Source organism: Leptothoe sp. LEGE 181152 (genome assembly GCF_032906605.1).
Lineage (GTDB): Bacteria > Cyanobacteriota > Cyanobacteriia > Phormidesmidales > Phormidesmidaceae > Leptothoe > Leptothoe turfae.
This window is the reverse complement of record NZ_JASATU010000022.1, coordinates 57,014-83,446: the sequence shown is the minus strand read 5'-3', so window position 1 is coordinate 83,446 and position 26,433 is coordinate 57,014. Positions and strand designations below refer to the sequence as shown.

Genomic DNA, 26,433 nt, shown 5'->3' with positions numbered 1-26,433 from the left:
AGGCAAGCACAAGGCCAACCCCTACCTAACCCATGCACGATAGACCAACCCCTACCTAACCCATGCACGATATCCATGCACTATGGTGAAGGCCATTGAATATCTATCTGTTGCACATACAGGTTCTCAATCTTCAACAGCGGCAAGGTGGCATCATCATCAATGCCTGAGAACAGATTCAATGTGAACTGATAGCGTCCTTGATCTTCAACAGGGCGATTATCCTGTCGCCAGCGTTCGATTTCGGTGGCGAGGTCTGTGACTAGTTGTGAGGTGATGGTTGTATTTCTTGCGATCGCAACCCTCGGTGTCAACAACACCGGTACTGCCGACAACAGCTGCTCATCACCCACCGTCGCCATGGCAAAACTGTAGCGACAATCTAGCCGCAAACCATAGGGCTGGGGGGCTGAATCCGGTAGTACCGTCTCAAATAACCGCTGCAAATGAGTCAACACCGGCTGTTCGGGCGTATCCGAGAGGTCCGCAATGTTCCAAGGACGATTATTCACCAACAGCGGTGTCACCCAGTTACTAAAGCGTACCTGGGGCGTCTGGAACACAAAGACAGGATTAGTTTGAGCATAGGGCACCAGTTGACGGTTACGGGTTAGCCAGATACCGCTCCAGGCATTTTGCTGGGCTAAAATATCGCGATCCTGAATGATCAGGGTGCGATCAGGAATCGAGGATTCTCCATAGACCGGATCGAGGGCGGCTTCCTCCGGAGATTTTTCTTCAAACCGATAGAGCTGCTTCTGGAAACCAGGCGCAGAGTCTTGCCGTTGAGGTGAATCATCAAGCTGTCGATAGCCCGGCAGCAGCACCTGGGGCAGCAGCGCTGCATCAGGTGCCACAATGGTCATCTCCTTGATGGCAGGTTGACCAACAGGTACCGGAGGCTCTTCTTCATTAATGGTGTAGTCCACACCTGTTGCCACAATGCTGCGCTGCACGGGCTGCCACTCTCTCCAAGTAACAGCCACCTGGCCCACTAATTTAGTAAAGTCATCCACTGCTTGAGTTGTCTCTTCGGCTAATGCTGTCAATTTTGCAGAGGTATCAGCTTCAGCTAGCTGATCAAACGTGGCTTTAAGGGCTGGGTATTTTTGATTAAACCGCACCAACGCATCAAATAAAGTCTCTTCACTACTGTCCTCTGGTAAACCTAACTGTGCCGGACTAGGTAACCCTTGCAGGTTATAGCGCACATCACTTTCTAGACTATCCTGAGCCACATCCAAGTGCTCATAGGTATAGACATACTGCCATTCACGCACTTTCGCTAACTCATTGCCGATGGCATCCGGATCTAACTCAGCCTGTTGCAACACCAGAGATGGCGGGATGGGGTAGGTGCGTAGAGGAATTGGAATCTGGACATGACCAAGGGTATCCGGCTCATCGGGTTCAATAAAGCTGAGCCAATCAGACGACTGATACCCTGCTATACCGCGAACAGTTTTGATGTTGTATTCCAACTCATTCCGGTTGAAGGTCAGATTGAGTTCAATATCTTCATACTTTTCAGGATTTTGAGTATTAAAGAAAAACGTTAGATAAGTTGTTTCTTCTAAAGAGACTTTAGCTGGAGACAGGGTGAAGTCAAGGGTGGAGAGATCGGTAATCTCGGCTTGGGTAGTCGCATCACGGGCACTTATCAACGTGGGCTGCCCGGCTAAACGCACTGGGAAATCCCCATCATCGGGCAAATCATTTTTCACAGATACACCGTACTGGACAATGGTTTCAATGGCATAGGCCTCTGCTAAATTAATACGTAGCTCTTGGTTGAGAGCCTCAGCAGCACGGCGTTGACGTGCATCATTATCGGGGCGTGATGGCTGTAATAGAGAAACAACTTGAGCACTGATAGCATCCGCCAATGTCTCTTTGGCAGCTAAAATCCCATCAACGTTGTCCGCAACCGTATTGCCTAAACGAACCGCTGGGACAGACACTTCGGGTGCTAAAAAGTCTTCCACTGCTTGCAAACAGCTTTGCCCCAACAGGTTCAAGTCAATGGCATCAAAGCGTTTGTTATCAGGCTGATAATCGGCACGGTTCCGGTCTGCCTCTGTACTGATTTTGAGATCAACGGTGCCCGCCATCAGGGTATTGGCCAACGGGGCAGGAGCAAAGAATAGAGGATTGCGGTCTTCGCCAGCAGGTAAAGTCTGTTGGTCTAGATTCAGAGGCTGAATTGTATAAGTGAGTCCTCCCTGGCCTAGACGCACGGCCCAAATTGATTGACTGCTGGCATTATTGGGATCGCCAGGGAAGCCGGGGTTACGGTTATCGCTGGTGGCAAGACGCAAACCAGAAAATGCGGCTTGGAAATCTTGGGCAAATCCTTGAAGAGAGGCTGACCGGGTATCACCATTGATGGTATGGGGAGATAGATAGGCGGTGGACCGCTGCACCAGGGTACGGTCAGGTAGGTCATTGGCAACTAAATTATCATCCCGTTGCAGAGTCACGTTGACAGTGACTGGAAAGATTAGCTTCTCGGGATAGATAACAGTATTGTTATCCGTGGGTAAATCTAGCGTTATGGGAATTTGTTGGATGTAAGGCGGCTTAATGAATGGGGCACCTATTTGGAGAATGGGAAGGGTTTGAATTGCGATCGCAACCTCCGCCAGAGACACAGTGCGATCTAACCGTTCTCTCAGCTGCTGCACCTGAGTTTTAAGCTGGGCATTTGCGGGGTCAGGGGCACTCGCCAAGGCTGCCACCAAGGATACTCGCACCTGCTCAAACAGCTGTGTGAGACTGTGGAACGTCTCATGGTCACGGGTTACTGGCACATTAGACTGGCTGTGAAATGGCTGCAAGGCCGCATTCAGAAACGGCTGCACATAGGTCTGAAGTTCAGGAGTCGTATTCTCAACCAAGACAGACCATGATTGGAAAGCTGGTAATAGCGACTGCCCAGGCTGAATTAATCCAGATAATGTCTGGTTGGTCGTGACGAATGCCGCTAGATCAATCTGCCGATGGGTGCTGGGGGATGGCTGCAGGTTACGCACAACTGCGTCCAGGGTGGGCTCAGTGATTGAGCCACTAGTTGATACAGACGCATTTGGAGCAAAGGTAAGTTGAGCAGGAATCGTCAGAGTTGTTGTTGTCCCGAAGAAAGCATTTGTGGCCAGAGCAATGTCCGTCACTGTTAGCAGCTCGGCATCTAAGCCAATATTGAGCGTTGTATTCTTAAAGACAGCTTGGACTTTGTCTCGGGCGTGGGCTAATGAGTCGGTGCTTCGCCAGTCATACGTCAGGGGTACGGCAAGGATAACCTGATCATCGAGATAATCACCCTTGGCCTCTAAAATCGGGATCAAGGCCTCAACGGTGATACCAAGAGCACCCGCAATTTCTGCTAGCGTATCTCCTGGCAGGGTTTCATAGGTGTTGGCCTGGCTACTAATCGACAGACCGTCTCGGACTAAACCCGGTGTATCACGATGACGTTGGGCAATTTGAACCACTTTGGCAGCAGTGGCCGCTTCAGTAATGTTGGGCAGGGGAGCGGTTGCGATCTCGATCACATTATCAAAATCTCGCAGCAGTGCCTCAGCTTTTAGAGCCTCTTGTGCAATTTTCCGAAGACTATCGTTAACAACAATATCGCGCTCGACGGGAATCTCTAATCGAGTACCTGCTGTCCACAAGCCGCTCAGCTGCTGATTTTCTTCGGCTAAATCATCTACTGACAATCGGAACGTGTTAGCCACAGTTGCAAAGGTTTCATTGGCACTGACATTGTGGGACTGCAGCGTCAAGCTTTCCAAAGTAATGAGATAGCCATAAGCCATCTCCACAAAGCTGGTCAGCACTGCTTTATCCACAGATTTTTGAACAACATTTGTACCTTGTAGTAGCACAGACGTTGCCGCTGTTGCTGTCACATCAGCTTGATGAATCTGATAGTAAATCTGTTGGTAGGTCTCACGCGCTGCGATCGTCTTGCGCCTGACCTCTTCAAACAAATTACCGGGGGTGGAAATATAAGGACTAGAGTCTAGCTGTAGCGATAAATCCAGGCGAGCTTTTTGCTGAGAAACCGCCTTAAATCGATAACGTTCCACTAGCGATGGCCACTGATTCAGCCCCAACAGTGGATCAAAATAACGGACAGGCAACTCAGTGAATTTAAACTGTTTGAAAATGTTGCCATAGAGATCGCGCCACTCTAACTGTGGTTGTACCACTGCCTGGGCTGAGACACCTCGATAGGGATTCATCTCAGGAGATGGCAGTGACGGATTGGCAGTCCCGCCCTGATCAGTAGACAGGGTATAGACTGGCAGCACCCGTTCATATTGCCATGGGTGGTTGGCATCTTCAGGATCATCACTGGGGCCAATGGGTAATGCCTCCGGTGTTGCCACAAATTGTCCCGGTTGTTCTAATAATCGATAGCCCAAGAGCTGGTAGAGATTTTCCAATTCATCATTGGCAGTACCATTATTGGGTTGCACTGACACATTCGGACGTGTCAGCTGTATCCCTAAATGACCTGCGGGTATTTGCAATACCGGTATGGGATCGTGCTCATCATTACGGATGGCCAACAAATCTACTGATTGGGCGGCGGTAATGTCCACACAGTTGTGGAAACGAGCAGCCTCTTGTGTGAAACCCGTCACACGGATCACCAACACCAAATCCGCTGTTACCCCATCTGTAAACAAGTTTTCTGGTAGCCCAGCGGCACCCAAAGGTCCATAAACCAGGTAATAGCCCCCTGAATTAACCGTGCTGCATTCCCACAGAATTTGTAAAAAGTCAGCGCCATCACTGTCACTGTTCGCAGGTAAGGTGGCTTGATAGGTGGTTCTCGTTGACGCTGTACTGAAGCTTCTAGCTGTTGAACTTGTTCCCGCCGCTTGACTGCGGGTGGAAAGATTAGCTTTTAATAACAACACATCACGAGTCGGTTGCACGAGTTGCGCCGTGTCAGCGTCTAGATAAAACAAATCGAGGCTGGGAGATGCCCCTGTGACCCGAATTGCTTCCAGCAAATCTTTCCCCACTTCATCAGTGCCTTCTAGCTGATAAATGTTATCTCCTGCCAGGCGACGTACGGTTACCTTCACCTTGGTTGACCACTTGACCCTATCGCGTGGTAGCGGAGTGGCTGTTTTGTCTGTCGCATCGGCCAGAATGAAGGGGATAGTTGATAGAGGAGCAGAGTCAGGTAATAAACCTTGCCTATAGGTCAACGGATCGGCTAGATAGGCCCGCAAATCTGACGGTAATTCTCGCAACTCGCCTACTGTCATTGGGCTCCGCTGACGTAGGGTATATTGACGTTCTACAGATCGATAGAAAGGCAGCAGAGGCGGTGTTGTTGACTGATGATCTAGATTAGGAGTCGCTGTCTGCAGGGCTAGTAAGTCATTTTTCTGTTCAGTCGTTAATCCATAGACCAGTGATGCCGCATTGCGAGTAGGTGGATTATTCAGATTGGCACGGTCATAGTCAATAAACCGTATCCAGTTCAAGGTAGCGGGTTTACTCAGTACAATTTGATCCAAGTTGACCGTAGTCACTTCTCTGGCATCATCTCCCACACCAACGGTCTGAGTGGTAATCGACACATCAAACTGCTGCCCCGTTGCCTCATATAAAGGGTTTGTTGCCCAGGCTGTCATGGGTGCGGCTGTGGGCGTGGGTAATCGCAACCCATGGAGAAAATAGCGAGACGCGGTACCTGATAGATGGTTAAATGCGCCATTACTATTCAAAGTCGATAAGACTGTTTCTATGGAAGGTGCAGCAAACGCTGTTTGGTCTTCTAGATCTTCTAAATAGTCAATGGCACTCTGTAGACCAGAACGAATCAAGAGCAAGAAATAATCTGCAAACAGATAATCTGTTAACGAAAGCAGATCTGTTCCGGAAGTAACGAGGTCCGATGGGCTGCCGCCAATTGCCGAATTTTCAACAGCGCTACCGGGACGTACCTGTAGTTGCTTAAAGTAGTCCTTAATTTTTTGCAGATCATCCAGGCTGCGCTTAAAACTATCTACCTGGAAATCAATGGGCGATTGCTGATCTAAGGCCATGCTTATTAACGGCACCATGGGGAAGAAAGTGCCACTTAGCTCTTGATTCTGTTGCAGGTCGTTGAGCATGCGATCAGAAATATCAAAGACAAAATTGGTCTCTAAGAATTGATAGAGCTGACGCAAGAACGCAGGCAAATTATTGGCTGTTGCAAATTCTGTTGTGAAGCGATCATAGAGAGTTTGCCAATCTACCAAGGTAAGTGGCTGATCCGTGGAACTGATGCGGCGATAGCTGTGAAGCGTCCATCTCAGCAGCGCCTTCACTAGCTCATCAAAGTCGGTGTTAACAGTTGCTGCAGCATCACCTATCTGCTCTGGGTCATCATGGCGTACCGAGTTTTCAATAAATAATAGGGCAACCCCTTTCACCTGCCCGCCAACCTGGGTGAAACCGGGTTGAAAATATAGGTCGATGCGGATGCGATCTCTATCTATTTGATCAGCAGGCAAACCATCAGGCAATGATAGCTTCACCGGCAACCAAGTCTCAGCGGTATCAGCACCTGAGGTATCAGCGTCTAATGTGGTGAACGATAATTCAGCCTCTACTGCAGCTGATACAACTGACTCTGAGACCAGAGCGTCTGGCACTGTTGATGCTGGTGCCGACTCAACAGACAACGCTGACACATCTAACGTTGTGAAGTCTGGTGGTTCAACAGTCGTTGGTTCTATCGCCTCAAAGGCCGCTGCCTCAAAAGCTGCCGTTTCAAACGCAACTGGCATGCTGAAGGCCGCTGGAGCAAAGCGAGCGGCTCGGCGGCTGGTAGCGCCAATGGCATTGGTCGAGCTGGTGGGTGGTGAACCCAGCTTCCAGGGAGTTGGTTTAGCAGAGCCCAGGGTAAAGGACTGACGCACGGTCACCCTAAACGAGAACCGGATACGCACAAACGCAATCTTGATAGAGGCCCGTACTGAAACCTCAGCCTCCAGAGCTAGCTGGGTTGGCTGATAGGCTTCTACCACAAATAAGACAGTTGCCCGCAGCACCACTTCTACGTCAACACTAATTACTCCAAAGTCAACAACACCATAGAGACGCCCCACCAGAGAGACGCCGCCCTGAATCTTGAAGTAATCATCACTGGCAACATTCGCTTCACTGGGGTTAAACCGGGCAACTACACCTTGAATGACGCCTTGAACCGTGATGCTAATTTCAGCCTTAAGAATTCCTTTGTTGAAGGTGCGGCCTAAGCCAATTTTCAGACCCAGACCAAACTCATACACCGGGCTAAAGGTACCATTGACAATGGCAGGGGTACTGGTCGCTGTCTCCGCACTCAGCTTGGCAAAGTAGAAACCACCGGCCCCTAGTACGGGGAAAGGACCGGCAAACCCTTGAATAGCAAAGGATCGAGAAAAGTCTCCTTTCCAGGGGAAACCAAAATCCAGGGCAAAGTCTCCATTGGTGTAGATATCTACCACCACAATCGGCAGCGTTACTGACACTGCGCCCACATCAAACTGGCGCATGGCATCTGGCAGAGCCAGCTCCAAGTGATACACACCCACCGTATCGCTAACGCGCCGATAGAGAATCTCAAACTGTAGTCCCGCAAATAGCTTTGCCTTAGCACCATAGAGACTAATGCGCAGGCCATAGATCAGCGGATCATTAAAGATCACGCTCATATCTATGGTGTCCATGATGGAGAATTGCGCCCCTAACAAAATGCCACTGTTAGGGTCAAATTGAATCGGACTGCTACCCTCAGGAATCGTGATCGTTGCCGTTGGATCAATGCTGACCGGGGCAGGTGAGGGTAACTGGGCCTGCAAGGCTAGCAATGGATTGCCACGACGTTTTGCTGGAGGTAATACCCCCATGGTTTGTCGCAGCACCGTCATGACTTGGGTGATATTGCGGGCTTGCGACACAATAGCGGGATGAAATGTCACCCGTTGGCCAACGGCTAAAAACTGTAAGTCAAAGACCTGGATACCTTTACCCGGAATATTAGGTGGGTTCTCATTGACTGGATCCCAACCAACCTGTTGGCGCGGCTGACCAGGAATTGTCAGATCTAGACTAATGCGAGAACGGTATTGTTTAGATCCTCGGGAAGTTTCATCATAGGAGAGGTTCAGATTTGAAATTTTGAAGAGACCTAGATTCAGACTTTCAGCATAGCTAAAGGTAAACTGCTTATTGGTGAGATTGATGCTAACCCTCAGCTTACTGAAATCAATACTTTCTTTACCTAAAACATCCCAAGGAGCGTCTAGCTCAAAATCTTCTAAACTTGGATCAAAGAGATTAACAACATAGCTAATAATATCGCCAATATTGACTATCCCGGAAAAACTGAAGTCAATTTTTTCTATATTGTTAGTATTGCTGTAGCGTCCCGTCAGCGTAAATGATTTAAATGTAATCTCAAATCCAACTCGCTTTTCAGTTAGCGAAAATTCATAAAAGATGGACGCTGTTAATGTCTTATCAAACAGCTCAATCAGCCCAGCTACTTTACCGCTAGCTTTATCAGTAATTGTTTTGACAGTTTTGCCAGCCCTGACATCTTCTCTATAGTTTTTAATCTCAGCACTGGCTCTGACAACAAAAGGCTCACTAGCAATAGTAAAAGCCCAATCGATTGCCCCTAGAAAGCGATACCGAGATTGGGTAATGGTGCCAACTTTCTTTTGAGCAAGTTCTAACTCAAGTAAATCGATACTTAAATTCTCAAGTTCAAAATCTGATGTTAAGTTTCCTGCACCTAATAGTTTATTAACCAGCGATGCTAACTGAATACGCTCAGCCCGTGCTAAAAAGATCCACTCTCCTGAACTGGTAGCCGTTGTCACAATGCGGCTCACCAAGACAGAAAACTGGCCACCAAAAAGGCTAAAATCTCCTTGTAGAAAGAAGGATTTCTCTTGGGGTGATTGTTTGAGAGCAATGAGTATCCGATCAATGCTGAAGTTTAAAGGAGCACTAGGATCGTTCGTGGGAATTTCTACAGCCCAGACATCTGCCAAGCCCAGGCTAAAAGCATAGGTTTCAAGCGTAGGGCGAGCCTCCAACGTTAGCTCAGTAATGGCTAACCCGCTCATGGAATCTAACGGTGGCAGCTCAGGAATTATTTTCTGTAACAGCGCCACTAGCAATAATCGCTGCCCTGGCAGCATGCCGCCACGAAATACAGACGTTCCTCCTTCTTGTGTGTTTTCCAGCTGAAGGTTGACAGTTTCGCCCCCTGCCGTCAGTTCTGCCACAAAGCCAAAGCTGACTGTTGTCTGTTTAGTTAAGGATGAACTCATAAGACGTACTTGCAGTGCCTCAACTGATGTGACATAAACCTTGGAGGTTAATTTGAAACTCTAACAGGAATGGCGTTGCTGATCCTCGGTATGATTTTATCTGTAAGATATTGATATACGGCGTTTCTAACAGACTAGTTCATCCTGTAGCTCAGCAACGGCAATTTCAGAATGCCTAAATTAAACAAGCATTCTGAAATTGTCTTTAGGTAACTCTCTTAACCCTCCTCGTTACTCACCTTGAAATAAAGACCTTTCAGCTTTAGATCTAAACTATCGATCAGCGTGCCTGCATCTCCAGTCCATGTAGCGGACAGTCCCACTGTGTAAGCCGTTTCTGATTTGGCAGGGGCGCTGGTGCTAGTTCCGGTTGGAGGAATTCGTAAATGGAAATCTTCAATGGCTAAGTTGGCTTGGGTCAGCAGATTGACAGCAGTTTGAATGGCAGGAATGCTCGGTAGCTGTGTCTCATCCAACGTGCCATCATCTTTTAAGAAAGAGATGTCATCAACGCCAAGCGCTTGCAGAATCCCTTTCAGACGTTCACCGACAGTACCTAAAACAACTCGTTCTCCTGCCGGAAGGCCCACTTCAATGCCTTTTTCTTTAATTTCTGTAATGGCATTTTGGGGCTGTAGAGAAATTTCTTCACCATCGAGTTCTAAAACAACACCAAAAAATACTTTAGACTCTGCTGCATTGGCACCTGATGGAGCGGGGGTGATACCAGACATACAATTAAGACTCCTTAAGAGATGATGATTGAGTGGGCTATAACAAGATACTTATCAGTATCCATGAGACATGGCTATCAAACGGTCTAGACCTCATTACCTTGGTTAATAATTTTGATCTTGGCCTTGATAGCAAAGGTTTGATCTTCCACTTGATCTGCAAAATCAAAGGGAAACGTAACAAGTTCACCTTCAGCAGAAAAATCGGTACCCTCCCCATTACCTGCCTTGACATTGATATTTGTATTCCAAATTGGTGTTATGGGGCTGTTTGAAGGAAATAGAGCAGGAAAGTTAGTTTGATAATGGTCGTTAACAGCCGTGATCAAGGCGGAAATAGTATTAGCATTGAGGATATTTTCTTCAGCCATTTTTCATAGAAGTAAAAACGTTGAGATATCTTGGGGAAGATGGGTACATATCACCCATAGAGCAGAACCTAAGGTGGTCTCTGGGCTGGTTCTTTAGCGTAGGCAGCATACCAGCCGATGGGATGATCGCGACCTTGACTATTACCAAAGATCAGCAGTTCGGTTTGACCATTGGGGGGCAGCGACAACACCAATAGCTTTAAGACAATAGCTTTAAGTTTTAACAAGTAGGTGGAGTTGTCAGGCCCATCGGCTGGATCAAATAAGAGTTCAGCCGTCTTAAATGAGAGTTTGATTACACTTTGCAGTGGGAAACCCAGGACATCCCCAGACAGTCCTGGTAGTTTCATTCCCACATAGACTTGGGGCTCTGGGCGCGTATCTGCCTCAGGATTGGGGTTGGGCAACCAGAGCACCACTAAGTCAGACACAAACTTGGATACACTAGCCAGGGCACCAAGATTCCCTAGGTCTAAATCAAAGGATAGACCATACCAGGTAACATCTGTCGATAACGACGCATTGCCCAGGGCAGTTTTTATCGGTAAAAAGCCTTTGGGTTTGTCTTGACCTTGGATAAACCCGGTCAAGGTGATGGGAAATTTGGCATAGAGGCTGTTGTTGCGGAAGTCACTGCTCTTTAGATTAAAGCTGAGGTCATCAGGAACAAACGCAAAGGACCGTTGATTAGCATCATCTCTGGGAAACGATAAGGTGACCACCAGATTTGCCGCACTGAGAAACTGCTGTGCATCAGTTTGGGTAGGAAAGTCACCATCAGGGCCAAAGGAGAAAATATCGAATTTTTCCAACTTACGAAAGTTGAATTTTGTCCAGAAGGAGAATCGCCCTGTAATAGTAGGATTATCCCCAGCAGGAATTGGATCGGAGGAAAACTGGGCTTTGACAATATCGATATAGTTAAAAATCGCACTATTGGGCATTAAAAAGCGGTTATTGCCGCTAAAGCTAAACGCATAAGTCGTACGACCATTATGATTTTCAGCACTCCCCTGGAGATTGACCAAATTACGTCCAGAGACATTGGTAAGACTACTAACGCTAAAGTCTTCTTGGAGCTGAGTCCGTTCTTCAAATAATTTATCTAGGGTAACGGCAATTTGACTGGCAAAGTCTGTTACCCGAGAATTTTGAAACAATACCCGCAGATTCAGTACCTGAAAGTTATAGCCAGAGGGGTGGGGCTCAGGTGGCTGATCGTCTTCATAGTCAATTAAGCCAAACAGAGACGATGGTTCCACCACCAGTGCGCCATTGTCATCAGGATGAATAGGAGTACTATCAATGCCAACATACTGGGCAAAGAAGTTTTCTTCTTTGATGCCGCCAGCTAGGGCCACCAGTTCTGGGGGTAACCCCTCGGCGGGGGGCACGGGAATGTTGAGGCCGATGATGCCGGACCAGTTGGGGTTTCGGGCAATATTAGCTAAGGGAGCGTAGCGTTTACGGGTTTTCAAAGGGATGTCTTCGGTATCATTTGCGATCGCACTCTCCAAACTCGCCCGCACCCGCTGCCGCACCTCAGCAATCTTCGCCTCATCCCCCACAAATGTGGCCGCCTGAGACCAGAGACTCGGCTGCTCAATTAGCTCTAGCAGCGATTTGTTGTAGTACTTAAAGATCAGAATACTTTCTGGACGCCAGAGTATGTTTCCGGCATCATCCACCGTATCCAGATAAAATGTCCAACCATCAATGGTGAGTTGAGTAATGGTTTGATTGGGATCATCAGGGTCATTAAAAGAAGACTTCAGTGCCTCAGCCTTGTCAATGACGAGCAATAACTGATTAGCCTGGAACGCACTCCAAAGGGCCGAGCTTCTCTCAATGTTGGTGAATTTCAAAAACTGAGTCTGCTCATTCTTGGTCGACCGAGCCAGCACCAGCTCTCTCATAAGACTGTAATCGGTGGTAAAACGAGCCAATAGCCCTTGGGGCGTTGTACCACTAATAGTTTCGGTCGTAGTGTCGGCAGCACTGACAAGGTTTGAACTCGTGATAGCGGCAGTGCTGGCCGCTGTTCTAAAGGAACTCCCCACAGCACTCACAGCAGCCGTTCTGACGTTAGCGACCGGGGCCTCTGACACACTTTGTTGCTCATAATGCTGCTGGATCTTAGCCCGCCGTAGTGGGTTCACCACTTGAAGTTCTAATTCACGACAATCTGTAATCGCGGTAGCCAAACTCCCATAGGGAAAGATCGGAAACGTATCGGGTATGGTCTCTACAGTGACATCATTGGCTACAGCAAGATTTGTAGCGGATACGTTCTCTAAATCAGTGGCTGGCACCTCCAAAAAGTTCATGAGAGATGTCTGGCGAGACGGTTGATAGAGAATGGACTGATCCGGTTGAGCATAGTAAGTAGGAGAACCGTCAGTGCGCCGCACATAGGCCCAAGCTGTCGTTGCACTAGCTTGTGTGGTTAAAGCAGCTGCAGTCATCCCTGTCTCATCATCTTTTGCACGGCTGGCCCGTAAAGCATTTTGAAACCACTGTTCAAAATCTCCTAAGGTAGACAGATCAGAACTAGAGAGTTGTTGTAATGCCTCCGTTGCCTCTAACGGTAGCTGATAGTCCAACGGGAAAAACTCCCCGAGCAGAGTATCGCGAATGAATAAGATCTCCTCAGCTCGGTTAGGGTCAAACAGACTACTCAGGGTCTCTCGCTGGTTCAAGTCATTGACTGACCGCTGGGTTAGGATATTGACCAAATCTCGCAGTCGCTGAGTTACCCCCTGACTGGGAGTATAGCGGGGTGCAAAGGCAGGGTGACCAGGGACAAAGCCAATGGTATAGGTGCCCGCTTCTAGCAGCTTGATATACTCCACCCCGGAGAGACCACACATCAGATTGTTGCCATAGTCGGGCAGTTGCCGAGCCGGGTTGTCGTCATGGCGAGGGATGGTCAGCCCAAACTCACCCTGGGGGGTCAAATATAGCCCCTCTGCTGGCCCCAGACTGGAGGCTGGCTTAGCTGCAAACACGAGCTGGCTGCTAGCTTGAGGCGTCAGATAGACGGTATAACCAAGGTTACTGCGATAGCCAGAAGGTAGGCTGGGCAGTGTGTTGCCTGATAGTGGTACAAATGTGAAGGAACTGCGATCGCAATCCAAAGGATCCCATGAGCCTTGCAATTTCAAATCGGCTGGGTAGCGCTCTTGCGCCGCTGCGGTTTCATCAAAGAGAGGATAGCGCAGCGATTGGTAAAATGCTGCTGAGCCAAACAAAGCTGGATCGCTAGAAAGTAACGGGTCCGCAAAAAAGACCCGAAAACCAATATCCAAAGAGGCCAGTTCGGCATAGGTAGAGTTAGCAGATCGGGCTAAGGTCAAGTCAAACTGCCAAGCACCAATGCGCGGGCCGACTAGCGGCAGTTGGATTTGTTCTCCGACGCCCCTTAACTGATGGGCACCATAATCGGTGGTCAAATAGGCCAGGGCTGTGGTGCCTGTAAACCCGGCTGAGCTTGGGACAATTGTGGTGCCCCTGGGTAACGTCAGTGCATACCCCCCTAAGTCAAAGGTTGATTGACGACTAACACGCCCATCATCTATGGAGAGACTTTGTAACTGCCATTGAGAAAGAGACTCACTGGGATTGTTGACCCACAAAAAGCGTACTTGGCGATAGGCAGGAGATTGACGCAGTTCTAGGAGTTGCGATCGCAACGTCACAAAATCAAAGGTCTCGACATCTATCACCTGGGTCGGCAGAAACAGATATATCCCAGCAGTTCTCGACCAGGTAGTTAATAAATCCAGATTGTCAGCCTGCGCATCACCATTGGCAAAATTGAGTGCTAAATCCGTGAACAGCACATCAACACCCGCAGGAGTAGTCACCACTCCAGTGTCAGCCGCCACATTAACCAGACGATAAAAGCCAGTCCCTAACCCATCAAAACGGGGAATTGCCATGATGTTTCCCCCTAAAAGTAGATGCGATCGCCCTGCAACAGCGGTAGATCCAACGCATTCGTATTATTTCCCAGATTTATAAACCGATAGTCTGGTGTATTCTCGACCCCTTCATAAACCAACCGTTGAGGTCTGGCTCGTAAAGCCGCCTGGCCATAGCGCTCCGCCACTTGCCGCAAGGTGGTGCCCACCGGCACATAGGCTGGCTGTTCTTGCACAAAAATAGCAATCTCAGGCACCACGGTGGCTCGCCCCCGGAAGTAGACCAATGCAATATTCGTTGGCGGTTGACTCCTGGCAGCACTGGGATTGCGATAATAGGTTGTTGCCTCTTCTAACGTGTTGAAATCATTCGCCCCAATCAACAACGCCACTCGCTCTGCCCCAATGCGTCCCTGGGACGGTAGAAACTCATCCGGATACATCAACCGATAGAAGGCCTTACGATTCCCTGGTCGCAACAGATCTACTAAACCACTGGTCGCTTGACTGGTAGACTCCACCGCCGTTGGCACAGCTGACAAAAACGGATCAAACCCTAAAAAATCCTGTGCACCGTCCGTTTCAAAATGCAGGGTGTAATAAGCTGTCCCACTACTAACAAAACCCGTGTCAGCTGTTCTATCCACAGGATGCACAAACTGATAATTCTGGTATTCAACCCGTAGACGCATACCGCCTACTAGATCTACTGTCTGCGCATCGTAACTATAAACATATTGCAGGGCCTGAGTGATGGGCACAGGTAACAGTTTGGCCAGTCGTCGTCTAACCTGTTCAAAACTAGAGGGCCGCACAGAACGATTCGATAGCTGCCCTAGAAAGTTATCGTAGTCGCTAGCAATCTCACTGTCAGACCGTCCGGATAAGGACAATATCAATTGTGCATTCTGCTCAGACTGAATCAGTTCAAATAGTCCACGGGCAGACTTAATAGTTTCGACGCCACGCAAGACAGTGGGCAAAATGGTTGTCTGAGTTTCCGGGAACCTTGCCTGTGACCCATAAATTAGTACCGACTGACCTGAAACATCAATGATATAAAAATCTTCTTTAGATTGAACAACTGGAGCAAAAACCTCGTTGGCATAGCGACTGAGCTGTGCTGTGGCCTCAGCAAGTAAAGCATTGGGCGTAGTGGGAATGGTAAATGTTGTAAACTCCGGTACCGAGAGTACCTGACGTCGCCCAAACTCATCTTCCCAGGGAAACGTACCGTTGACAGTAGCCAAAAATCCGGCACCACTGAGTTCGATCAGAGTATCCAAACTCATGATTTGACGGCAACCTGGTGTCGGGCAGACCTTCACCTGATCAGCCACGACTACGGTTGTGCATGGCTCATGGATGGGACCCAGCGTCAGACTAAAGGGTAACTGGTAGAGGATGGCACTACGTAGGACAAACTGATCTTCGATAGAGTGTCCATAGAAATTAAAGGCGCGGTTAAGAGAATTGCCCGTTAGCAACACCCGATCTTCCGCAACAGCTCGCAGCGGGTCCTCCACGTATTCAATGACAAGATCTAAATCGGTAAGCTTAAAGTCTGTTTTGAAATCAAAGGGCCGGTTAATGCTTGGCAAGTTGATCTCAGACTCCCGCACATCAGCAATCAGCTCCCACTGAGGTCGATTGTCAAAACTACTGGGCTGTAGCTCAAAGTTCTCAACGGTGATTTCTCCTAAATCCTGCAAAATAAATGTGAGTGGCTGATTAGGCTGCGGAATTAAGGGTAAAAACTGTTCTGGTTGGCCCGAATTATCCTTGGTACCTAGGGTGAACTTATTCTGTTGCCAAAGTGTGGCTTCTACGGCACTGCTATTTTGCTCTAATGCCCAAGGATTGGGACCGACCTTTTTCCAGGAGAGGGTAATGCGATCAAACTGAAATTGGGGGGTTGCCAACCGAGGTGTCGTTGCCTTTGATTGAATCAAACTGAACTCATCTTCATATACGATTTCCGTTGCCAGGGGCTGATCTAATGGTGCTGGCATATCGGTTAACCTGAGGGCCCCTGTTGTCAGTACCTGGGGATAGTAAAGTTGGCGTACCTGCTCTGGAGTCAGCGCTTTGTTGTAAACAGCAATGCGATAAAATTCTCCTTGCCAGGAACGATTGGGATCTTTGAATTCGTTTGCGATCGCAAGTTCAAAATCTCCCCAAGTACTAAAATCACCACCGACAGTAGCCGAGTCAACCGGCTTGCCATCAAGATATAGATACGCGTTAGGCTCTCCTGCTACCGGCATAGAACGAGTAAACACTAGACATGTAGGCCGCAGTTGAACAGATTTATTTGGGGAGTGCAGCACATCTTCTTTATTTATGCGACCATTTTTATCAGTCACAGTTGTCCGCAGACGCACCACATAATGATCTTTTTGTTGGCCAACTAGAAAATTATGCTCGGAAAAATCTGACGATAATGTAATCAGACGATCTGGACCGCTTTGATTTTGCAGCGCTGGCTTAAACCACAGCACCACAGAAATTTCTTGGGTATCTTGACAGGCCTGAATCAGTCGCCTCACAGGTCGAGGAGCAGGCAATGGTTGTCTCGCATCACGGGGAGCGGTTGCGATCTCAGTATCTGCCTGGGTAAGCAAAGCACCCCGTTCAAGGGTGACCAAATCAGGGGTATACACCGTCAAATCAATCGCCACCTGGCCCGACGCATCACGAATGATATTCCCAGAAACAGCTTCAAATGAATATAACGTCTGCAAAGATGGCCACGGATGGGCAAGGGTTTTCACCGTAATTTCAGTCTCTTCAATCACCCCAACCTGGCCCACTGAAACCTTGGGACCCGTCGCATTGAAAACTAATTGGCCATCGTCCCATGCAGGAATCAGAGCCACTGGTTGTTCCAAAAGATGGAACAACAATATAACCTTAAGACCTCCAGATACTGCAACATCAGCAGCCATTTGAGTGAAGGTGAGATCTAAATCTTGAAACGTTACATGACCACTTGGGCTCACACCAAACGGAGCTGCCTGACGCACCGTTAATGTAAATACTGACTGCCCTGCAACATCACTAACCCCTACAGAAATATCTACGAAAGCTGGGCTGGGAGTGGCTGGCAATCCCGTCAAGACAATATGCCCTGGCACTTGCACATTGGCAGCTCCGCCCAAACTTTCCTGAACCAGCGCCCACCACTCTAATGCGGTCAATTGAGTGTTGTCAGATAGATCATAAAACTGAATTTGCAGCTGACTGATTTGAACCCCAAAATGCCTGGCACTCTCTGGCGCAGCAGGATTTGTCACCACCAAGCGACCTTGGCCAATCACATCTGACATAAACTCAACTCAACAACAACAGAGAAAGTTACCGAAAAGCCAGCTCACCAGCATCGCCGTGAGCCAATAAAACTTAATAAAGATGCTGCTCTAATAAAACCACTTATTGTTTGCAAGCATATCCACTGTAGTTGATGCATTCAAAGTAGCAGCCATAATTCTTCATGTTTTTGTAACATGCAGCACCCGCATCAACCCATAAAAAGAGGTCAATCTACTTCCGTTAGTTTAATTAAGAAAATCTAAGGCAAATCAATTTAGCAAAAGGATATATATTATTAAAAACGAAGATTGCTGAAATACTAGTGGTATTTCCTTTATTACAGGTTAATCATAATGTGTTGAAATATATATTTCAACAGGATCTCGTGGTAAGAGCTTAAACATCAAAAACAACATTCTATACATCCTTCAGGCATTGGAGGTTTGCAGCGATCTATTGCCTCCATGCGGCATATCCGCATAAAATCAAGCTTTTAGAGCGACATTATTTATTGATTTTCTTCTGTCACACGTATTTCAAATCACAGATTTAGAAACACCTGTAGGCTAGTGTTGAGCCAGTCTTCAGGTCATTGTCATTTTTAATAATCTTGTGAAACTACACCATAGGCTCTGAGCAAAGCCCTTTTAACGAAGCAAAAATCTTAACCCTCTTCAATATAATCTGGGGACACATTTATCTGGGGGCATCACTCATGAATCCTTTAGATCAGCCTTATCTCAATCAGATACAGGAGATTAATTTTCAGCCAATTTTTATTCTTGGCGATCATCGCTCAGGAACAACTCTGCTTTACCAGACTCTAGCATCGACACAATACTTTAATGTGGTGACGGCCTATCACATTATCAAGTACAACGAGATCTTACATAACCATTTCAATCATCTTGAAAAACAAAAATATCAAGAACTACAGACAGAGTTTAGGCAATTAGGGATTAGCGATCGCGAATTCGATGCAGTCCCCGTTTCTCCAGAACTACCCGAAGAATATGGTTTCATTATTCGCAATGCCGGACACGAGCTTTATATCAACGATGCAAGCTTACCCAAGTTTTTAGAAGCCTGTCGCAAGATCCAGAGCATCTCCGATCCTGGTAAACCCATTCTGCTCAAAAATCCCTGGTGCTATCCTCACTTTCTCTATATTCGCCAGGCCATACCCAATGCAAGATTTATCTTTATCCACCGCAATCCCATCCATGTAATCAACTCAAAGCTCAAAACAGTGGATAAAGTCCTCTCTGAATGGAATGCCTACACAGGACTTGTTTCCAAGCGATACAACAAGATCTTCAAAAATCCACTTTTTCGACTTATTTACCGCATCATGTATTTTCCATACTTGGGTATCGGACTCAATAAAGTCTTGCAACAATCTTTGATGTCTACGTCTTATTTTATGAAGAACATTCAGAGTCTGCCAGACTCGGTCTATATGTCTATCCGATTTGAAGATCTTTGTGAACAGCCCCAAGCCACACTGAAAAAGATTTTTGACTTTCTAGACGTCAAACCAGACGTGGCTATCGACTATGATTCACTGATCAAAAAGCGACCTACCCAGTTAATACCAACAGTGGCACAACACCAACAACGCATCATCCAACGACTAACGCCCTACTTTGAATTGCACAATTATCCTACAATTGCATCAAGCTAGTTTTTGGCAGAGTCAGTCACTAACAACCTCCATAGAGCCTTAGCTAGGATAGGTCATCGAACTACGCCGTCTGAGTTAACACAAGAACGTCTGCTCCCGATGTCTTTAGCTAATAAAAACTTAAAAGCAATGCGATGAAAGTTATAGATTGTTTTGTGACGGACATTGCATTTAAGCTATTGCTGTTCTGACCGTAAGAGTTAATTCCTTCATGGTGCTATCACAGCCGCTCTATCATGCGACTCCTCGCCCTCAGGCGAGTGAACCTGTTAAACGTCCCAGTGCATTAGTCATGGCAGCCCTTTTCAGCGCGATATTGCTTTGGGCCTCAGCTTTTCCCGCCATTAGTGTTGCGTTAACAGCCTACAGCCCATTAGAGGTAGCTGTTTTACGCTACCTAGTCGCATCTGCAATCCTGTTAGTTTATGCCCTTCTCAAACGAATGCCATTACCACGTCGACAAGACTGGCCGCTGCTCAGTCTCTGTGGGATCACAGGATTTACTCTTTACAATGTGTTTTTAAATGCGGGTCAACTAACAGTGTCTGCTGGCATGGCCAGTTTTATTATCTCGTCAGAAATTGGCATTATCGCTTTACTGGCATCACTGTTTTATCGTGAAAAGCTTACTCAAGCAGGCTGGTGCGGGATTAGCCTTTGTGTAGCTGGTGTAGCCACCATTTCTCTTGCCAGTAGCGGCAGTTTACAGTTCTCCCTTGGAGCATTGTTGGTGTTTATGGCCACGCTTTGCATCAGCGTTTACTCAGTCATCCAAAAACCGTTATTACAGCGCTACACTGCAATTCAATTTACGACCTATGCTATCTGGGCAGGTACTCTAGTCTTAGTGTTATTGGCACCCCATGCTGTGTTTTCTACACTGCATGCGCCCTTTGGGCCAACGCTATCGGTTGTTTACATGGGGTTGTTTCCAGGGGTAGTTGCTTACATTGCTTGGTCCTATGTGCTTTCTAAGATTCCGGCATCCCAAGCTGGCAGTTACCTATCGCTCATTCCTGTAGCGGCTCTGTTTATTGCTTGGCTATGGTTACGAGAGATACCGAGCCTGGTTTCATTGGTAGGTGGTGTGATTGTCTTATCCGGTATCATGCTCGTGAATTGGCAGAATAAAGCGTAGCTACAGCAATATCATTTCTCTCGACAGCTGAGAATCTTCCTGCAAAGATGATGGCTCCACCGCTCACCATGGCATCAACCCCAGTCTCCATAGAGTTATGTCACTGCTTAATCAGGATAACAGTGACAAAAACAACATTAACGTTTGTATCAAAGCAGAGATATTGAAGCACTGCCGACATACTCTAAGGACATGAGCTGAAAGGCCCATGGTCCAAACGAAAGGAGGTCTAACGATAGATATCTCGATAGAATCGTTTGACGGATCAAAGACAGCACCCAAACAAATCACTGATATCTCTTCTTACTGGCACTAGAGAGTTTTGTTTATAGTAGGTTCACCCTACATACGACAACTCTAAGAAGTCTTGTTGAATTTAGAAGAATTCTTCAGTCGATTGTTTTGGGTGCTGTTGTGTTTTAAAAAATGAGTTATCTAAGAGTATCAACCTGGACCAGAAAGCTGCCTGTAAATACTTTTAACCAGACTATCTGAGGCATTGGTTAGCTTTTTAACAACTAAAGCTGCAACACCCCCATCCTCAAGGATGATGCCCAGCAATAGGTGATTGGGCTCAATGTGCTCATCACCTAGCTTTTTAGCTTCTTCAAGACCGATCTCTAGCACACGCTTTGCCCTAGGGGTGAATGGAATTTGCGTATCTATAAATCCTGTCCCAAGACCAATAATCTGTTCCACCTCTTGGCGTGCATCTTCCAGGGTTATCGCTCGTTCTGAGAGAACATGCGCAGCTGCATTGTCACCGTCTGCCAACATCCCTAACAGTATCTGCTCTGTACCAACAAAGTTGTGTCCCATTCTCCTAGCCTCATCCTGAGCCTGAACAATAATGGCACGGGACTTTTCTGTAAACCGCTCAAACATAAACTAAACCTCCAAATTATTGACAACAGTTGACATTGGATAGACAGTAGCCACTATCCTCCAAACAATTTCCGACAAGATGGCAACATAAGCTATCGCTGTAGTAAGCAGTGCTCAACAAAATGAACAAAATTTTAAACACAAACTCTCAGCCAACTCTCAAGCGTTATAACGCTATGCTAAGGGGCAACCTCAGAGCATAGGTCGCCACACTTTCTAGCAGTGACGTTCCTTAATATTTTCAAAAGTGCTAAACAGCCTATGTTCTAACACTTACGACCAAGTACTTAGCAGCTCTACCTCCATGAGCAGCTCAGCAACAATTATATCCACTCTAAAAAGAAATGACACCTATGATGAGCCAAAGTGATAATTGGCCACCATTTAAGTGATGCCGTTGTTGCTTTAGAGGAGGATCAGTAACGCTTAGGTTATTTATTTGCCTGCTCCTTTGCCAGGCCATGCATCTTCTCTGCTGTGATTTCATCAGCTGGAAACAGGCACTCAATGCGTAACTCTTGTAGGGTGATATCGTAGGGTGTGCCTAACGTAGCCAGAGTGGAAAAGAATGCCAGGGTAGTGCCTTCTTTCTCAAACTTGACCGTTAACAACGGCACCTGCCAAGATTCATAATCGTTTGATTGCCAAAGAGTTTTGATGTCAGGGAATTTCAACATTTCCTGGAACAGACGCTCAGACAGACTATTTTCACCAGCGGCCACTGCCTCACGATGGATCCGACGGATTGACACAGCAGCCACAGCTTCCCAATTAGTCACTATTGGCCGCAACACATCCGGGCGGAGCATCGCCTTCATTAAATTTATCTGCCCACTGGCCGAGCAACAGTTCATCAGCTGCTCCGGTTTAATCAGATATGTCAACAAACGTTGCGCCGATTGGTTACTCTCCAATTGATTCCAATAGCGATCCATCACGATCGCCGGATAAGGCTCCTGCTGGCGCAGCATAAAATCCAGTGCCTGCCGAATCGGTGCTAACTCCGGTGCAGATAAGTCGCTCTCTACAAAAACAGGGGCAAACCCTGCTGCCGTTAGCAACGTATTTTGATCACGAAACGGTATTTCTAAAACCGTTCCCAGTCGCAAAATCATCTCTCGACTGGGCTGGGAACGCCCCGATTCTAAAAAGCTTAGATGCCGCTGGGATACATCACTGGCTAGCGCTAGCGCTAGCTGACTAAAGCCACGCTGCTTCCGCCAGGATTTCAGCAATGTTGTGAACGGCGCTGCTGACATCAGTTTCAAAGTTTCACTAATTCGATTACCTCAAAGGTAATTGTTTCTATTATGTGGGCAGGCCATAATCGGTGCAATCACCGCTACGGAAACTCATGATGAGCACTATCTCTATCCAGCAATCCAGACCTCTAAGGTGCAAACTGTATCTGACGCTAACTGTTATCGGTAGCATCCTGCCTTGGATATTTCTGGATCAGTTTCTCTTCTCAGGGACTGCCTCAGCCTCAAAGTTTTTTGCCCAAGCATTTTCTACACCAGTGGGTATCGCCCTCACCGTTGACTTATCTATTTCTTGTCTGGTCTTTTTCTGTTTCGCCTGGTTCGAACTATCGCGAATTGGCCTATCCCGACGTTGGCTATGGCTCTATTTAGGTTGCACCTTGGGTGTGGGTTTGTCCTGCTCTCTACCCCTCTTTCTATATATGCGAGAGCGGCAGCTAGGTAGCCTGGGTCAATAGAGAAGCTTTCCGTCATACTAGAGGTGGTAGCGCTTCCACTTCTAGTATGCAAATCCATCGCCTCAACGCCTGGTCAGATAATTATATTTTTTTGCTTCAGGATGGACCTAGGGCAGCCGTTGTTGATCCAACTGAAGCGCAGTCTGTCTTAAGTAAGCTTGAGGAATTGGGTGCTGAACTCATCGCTATTTTCAACACCCATCACCATGGTGACCATGTGGGGGGTAATCGTGAACTACTGGCTAAATTTCCTAACACAACGGTTTACGCTAGTGAAGCTGATCGCGATCGCATTCCTGGCCAAACAGTATTCCTCCACGAAGGTGACACCGTCACATTTGGTGGACGCACCGGCCAAGTCTTCTTTGTGCCTGGTCACACCAAAGGCCACATTGCCTATTATTTTGCCCCGGTTGAAGCGCATCAGCCGGGAGAATTATTCTGCGGTGATACCCTATTTGCCGGTGGCTGTGGACGACTATTTGAAGGCACCCCAGCCCAAATGGTCAATTCCCTGAGCAAATTACGGCAGCTGCCAGACAATACGCGCGTTTGGTGCGCCCATGAATATACCCTCAGCAATCTCAAATTTGCAGTGACCGTAGATGGGCAAAACGCAGATTTGCAAGACCGTTATCAACAGGTACAAGTAGCTCGCAAACGTCAGGAGGCCACAGTCCCCTCATGGCTAGGTATTGAGAAAAAAACTAATCCCTTTTTGCGCTGGGACCAACCCGCACTCCAGGCAACCGCTAAGATGAAAGAGCCTGCTCGCGTTTTTGGGCGTATTCGTGGCATGAAAGATATGTTCTAGCACATCACCCAATCGGGTGATCTAGTTGGGGGATGTCAGGCCGGACGCCAATTTATACATTAGGGACATAATGCGTAGACACACTTCCCTATGACATTGGCCCCCTCCCTTGCTATCAAAATGCTGGGTGGCATAGCCCTCACTGCGTTTTGGCTTGTTCCCCTGCACATCTCCCGTGCTGAATCTTCCCTGTGGCAGTTGGCTACTTGGCAACCCACTGCCACTACAGCTGTCGGTATGACAGGTATGGACGCGACAGAGCCTGACACTTCAAACTCTGTAGTGAATGGGGTGCGATCTCAATCCACATCACCCTTCTCGCCCAAAATATTTAGCGTCTCCCTACACAGCCGCTATTTCAGCACGGGAACATCCCTCATCTATACTTGGTAGCTAAGCTTAAGCCTTTCAGAGGCCAGACCACTCTCAACCCACACGACCAAGGTGACATGGTCCTATGCCGCTCAATATTTTGATTGTCGAAGATGATCCCATGATGCGTCTGGGTCTCACCCATTCCCTTGCGCACAAGGAGACGATAACCATCATTGGTGAAGCCAGTGATGGTTATCAAGGTGTGGCCATGGCCGCATCAGAACAGCCCCATGTTGTCCTCATGGATGTAGGCATGCCCCGCATGGATGGCATCGCAGCTACACAAGAAATTAAACAGCGATTCCCCAACATTCGGGTTGTGGTTTTCACCTCCCATACCGATCAAACTGAAGTGATCGCCGCTCTCTCTAGCGGAGCCGACGCCTACTGCATTAAGGGAACCAATATCGATACCCTGATGCAGGCCATCAACGTTGCCGCCAGCGGAGGGATTTATCTAGATCCTCAAATTGCCCAGCAGGTGGTGACCTGCTTAACCCACCAGCCACCAGCTCCGATTCCAGATCATCCCCTATCGGCACGCGAACTGGAAGTGCTCAAGTTAATTGTTGAAGGGTATAGCAATCCAGAAATCGGCGAGAAGTTGTTTCTGAGTACCAACACGGTTAAAACCTATGTGAAGGGCATTATGAACAAACTGGTAGTCAATGATCGAGTGCAAGCAGCCGTATTAGCCCTAAGAAGGGGTTGGGTTAGTTAAGGGCAACGTTAGCCAAAAAGTACTGCCTGCCCCCAAGTCAGATTCCACACCGATGGTGCCACCATGGGCAGCAACAATCTGCTGTGCAATGTGTAATCCTAAGCCAATGCTCAAATGACGCCGACGATGTCCCTGGGAATATAAGCTAAAAAGATGGGTGCATTGGTCAGTTGTCATGCCCACACCATTATCCCGCACAGAACAACGTATATGGGGCTGAGGCTGAGACTCCACCGAAGCCTTAATCCATATGGAAATACCTGGTGGATTATGGTTTAAGGCATTGATAATCAGATTATGAAACACCCTCCACAGCTGAGTCATATCACCAGCAATGGTTGGCAACTCAGGAGACAGCTGATTAGCCACCATAATATTCGATTCTTGTAGTTGTGGAGCCACCTCCTGACAAACTGCATCAACGAGAGAACATAGCGAGACATTCTGTCGCTGTAGCACCAGACCTTTTAAATTGTTATTGTGAGCCTCCAACAGGCTATTGATTAGGACCAGCTGACGATCTCCCCCCTGCAGCATCTGCTCTAGCAAAGTGCGAGGCATCGCAATTGTGTCTCCGGGCTGGGCTAACAAGCTTTTGAGCAATAGCTGAGTACCCGTTACAGGATTACGTAAGTCATGGGAAACGGCATGCAAAAAGGTTTGTATTTCTTGCCGCGCTTCAAACTCTTTGTAGCGTAATCGCTCGTAGAGGTAGACAGACAAGTCTGCCACAAAACACACCCATAACAAATAAATGTAAGCGGCCACCGAGCCCAGAATTAAGTTAGAGCGCTCCGCTGCGTTTTCTACATTGAAAAAGGCAACTGTGATCAGCAACGTTAGGGGAATTAAAAGCGTTAGTTGCGATCGCAAATGCAGTTGCCATCGCACGGGCACCACGGTCGACTGAGCTAAAAACACCATGGTCCACAGGATGATGTCAGAATCATCTATATTACCGCCAATCAAGGACGCAGTCAGCAATGAAAGCGTTACTCCAGCTGACATTCCCCAGAAGATTAACCCTGGATGTTGTTTCCCCCATGGGAGCGTCTGTAGACCCAGTGCTACGGCAAACACGAATCCAATCACACCATTAATCACAAAGTCATTCCGTTCCATATAGTCCGGCACCGTTAACCAGACCCAAGTCTCAAATAAGACAAAACTGACCAGCACAAATACCAATAGCCAAATCAACAGTCTCAGACGTTGATGGAAAAATTGTTGTCGCCACTGTTTATAAACGCTCAATACACTAGGTGACTCAACGTGTGGAGGAAAGTAGTGACGCCACCAAGCGCGCGCATAATGTAACATGGCATCCAAAAACGACTAACGCCTATTTTCTCAAATCAAACTCAACCTAACGTATCCAGGCATGAAATTCACAGCATACCGTTCTAATTGAAGGG

Annotated in this window: 13 protein-coding genes and 1 pseudogene; 6 read left to right on the top strand and 8 right to left on the bottom strand. The window is 47.5% G+C overall.

Translation table 11 applies throughout. The annotated features are described in order from the left end of the window. Positions 1 to 80: 80 nt before the first annotated feature. The 5 genes from QGP82_RS13905 to QGP82_RS13885 all read right to left on the bottom strand — a co-directional run bounded on the left by QGP82_RS13905 (position 81) and on the right by QGP82_RS13885 (position 17,698). On the bottom strand, positions 81 to 9,341 hold the full coding sequence (locus QGP82_RS13905) for a hypothetical protein (RefSeq protein WP_499059696.1): 9,261 nt from the start codon (positions 9,339 to 9,341) through the stop codon (positions 81 to 83). Positions 9,342 to 9,559: 218 nt separating this feature from the next. Further along, positions 9,560 to 10,075 carry a hypothetical protein gene (locus tag QGP82_RS13900; protein ID WP_023077127.1) on the bottom strand — a complete coding sequence of 172 codons (516 nt, stop codon included), beginning with the start codon at positions 10,073 to 10,075 and terminating at the stop codon, positions 9,560 to 9,562. Positions 10,076 to 10,161: 86 nt separating this feature from the next. After that, the gene (locus QGP82_RS13895) at positions 10,162 to 10,446 is read right to left on the bottom strand and encodes a hypothetical protein (protein ID WP_163696409.1); all 285 of its coding nucleotides are present in this window, start codon (positions 10,444 to 10,446) and stop codon (positions 10,162 to 10,164) included. A gap of 68 nt (positions 10,447 to 10,514) precedes the next feature. After that, entirely contained in the window at positions 10,515 to 14,387 is a 3,873-nt protein-coding gene (locus tag QGP82_RS13890) for a hypothetical protein (protein ID WP_499059693.1), read from the bottom strand. An 11-nt stretch (positions 14,388 to 14,398) separates the two neighbouring features. Continuing rightward, positions 14,399 to 17,698, bottom strand: coding sequence for a LamG-like jellyroll fold domain-containing protein (locus QGP82_RS13885; RefSeq protein WP_499059691.1), 3,300 nt, complete (start codon positions 17,696 to 17,698; stop codon positions 14,399 to 14,401). A gap of 698 nt (positions 17,699 to 18,396) precedes the next feature. On the opposite strand from QGP82_RS13885, the gene QGP82_RS13880 reads away from it, so the two are divergent. Both QGP82_RS13880 and QGP82_RS13875 read left to right on the top strand, forming a co-directional pair. Then, positions 18,397 to 19,365 carry a sulfotransferase family protein gene (locus QGP82_RS13880; RefSeq protein WP_499059689.1) on the top strand — a complete coding sequence of 323 codons (969 nt, stop codon included), beginning with the start codon at positions 18,397 to 18,399 and terminating at the stop codon, positions 19,363 to 19,365. 211 nt (positions 19,366 to 19,576) lie between these two features. Next, complete coding sequence (locus QGP82_RS13875) at positions 19,577 to 20,503, top strand: DMT family transporter (protein WP_499059687.1); 927 nt, start codon at positions 19,577 to 19,579, stop codon at positions 20,501 to 20,503. A gap of 504 nt (positions 20,504 to 21,007) precedes the next feature. Here QGP82_RS13875 and QGP82_RS13870 read toward each other — a convergent pair. Together QGP82_RS13870 and QGP82_RS13865 are read right to left on the bottom strand one after the other, a co-directional pair. Next, a pseudogene (locus QGP82_RS13870) lies at positions 21,008 to 21,388 on the bottom strand (Clp protease N-terminal domain-containing protein); the annotation flags it as partial. 431 nt (positions 21,389 to 21,819) lie between these two features. Then, entirely contained in the window at positions 21,820 to 22,647 is an 828-nt protein-coding gene (locus tag QGP82_RS13865) for a helix-turn-helix domain-containing protein (RefSeq protein WP_163696421.1), read from the bottom strand. Between the two features lie 95 nt (positions 22,648 to 22,742). Between QGP82_RS13865 and QGP82_RS13860 the strand changes: the two genes are divergently transcribed. From QGP82_RS13860 to QGP82_RS13845, 4 genes are all read left to right on the top strand, one after another. Next, positions 22,743 to 23,108 carry a DUF2834 domain-containing protein gene (locus QGP82_RS13860; RefSeq protein WP_250565580.1) on the top strand — a complete coding sequence of 122 codons (366 nt, stop codon included), beginning with the start codon at positions 22,743 to 22,745 and terminating at the stop codon, positions 23,106 to 23,108. Between the two features lie 46 nt (positions 23,109 to 23,154). Further along, positions 23,155 to 23,922, top strand: a complete 768-nt coding sequence (gene gloB / locus QGP82_RS13855) for a hydroxyacylglutathione hydrolase (RefSeq protein WP_163696424.1) — start codon at positions 23,155 to 23,157, stop codon at positions 23,920 to 23,922. A 90-nt stretch (positions 23,923 to 24,012) separates the two neighbouring features. Then, the gene (locus QGP82_RS13850) at positions 24,013 to 24,315 is read left to right on the top strand and encodes a hypothetical protein (RefSeq protein ID WP_499059684.1); all 303 of its coding nucleotides are present in this window, start codon (positions 24,013 to 24,015) and stop codon (positions 24,313 to 24,315) included. A gap of 64 nt (positions 24,316 to 24,379) precedes the next feature. After that, a complete protein-coding gene (locus QGP82_RS13845; protein ID WP_163659148.1) occupies positions 24,380 to 25,018 on the top strand; it encodes a response regulator in 639 nt (212 codons plus the stop codon). On the opposite strand, the gene QGP82_RS13840 is transcribed toward QGP82_RS13845, so the two are convergent. Beyond that, positions 24,995 to 26,272 (bottom strand): sensor histidine kinase, encoded by a 1,278-nt coding sequence (locus QGP82_RS13840; RefSeq protein ID WP_499059681.1) that lies wholly within the window; start codon positions 26,270 to 26,272, stop codon positions 24,995 to 24,997. The two genes, QGP82_RS13845 and QGP82_RS13840, sit on opposite strands and share 24 nt — an antisense overlap. Positions 26,273 to 26,433: the final 161 nt, after the last annotated feature.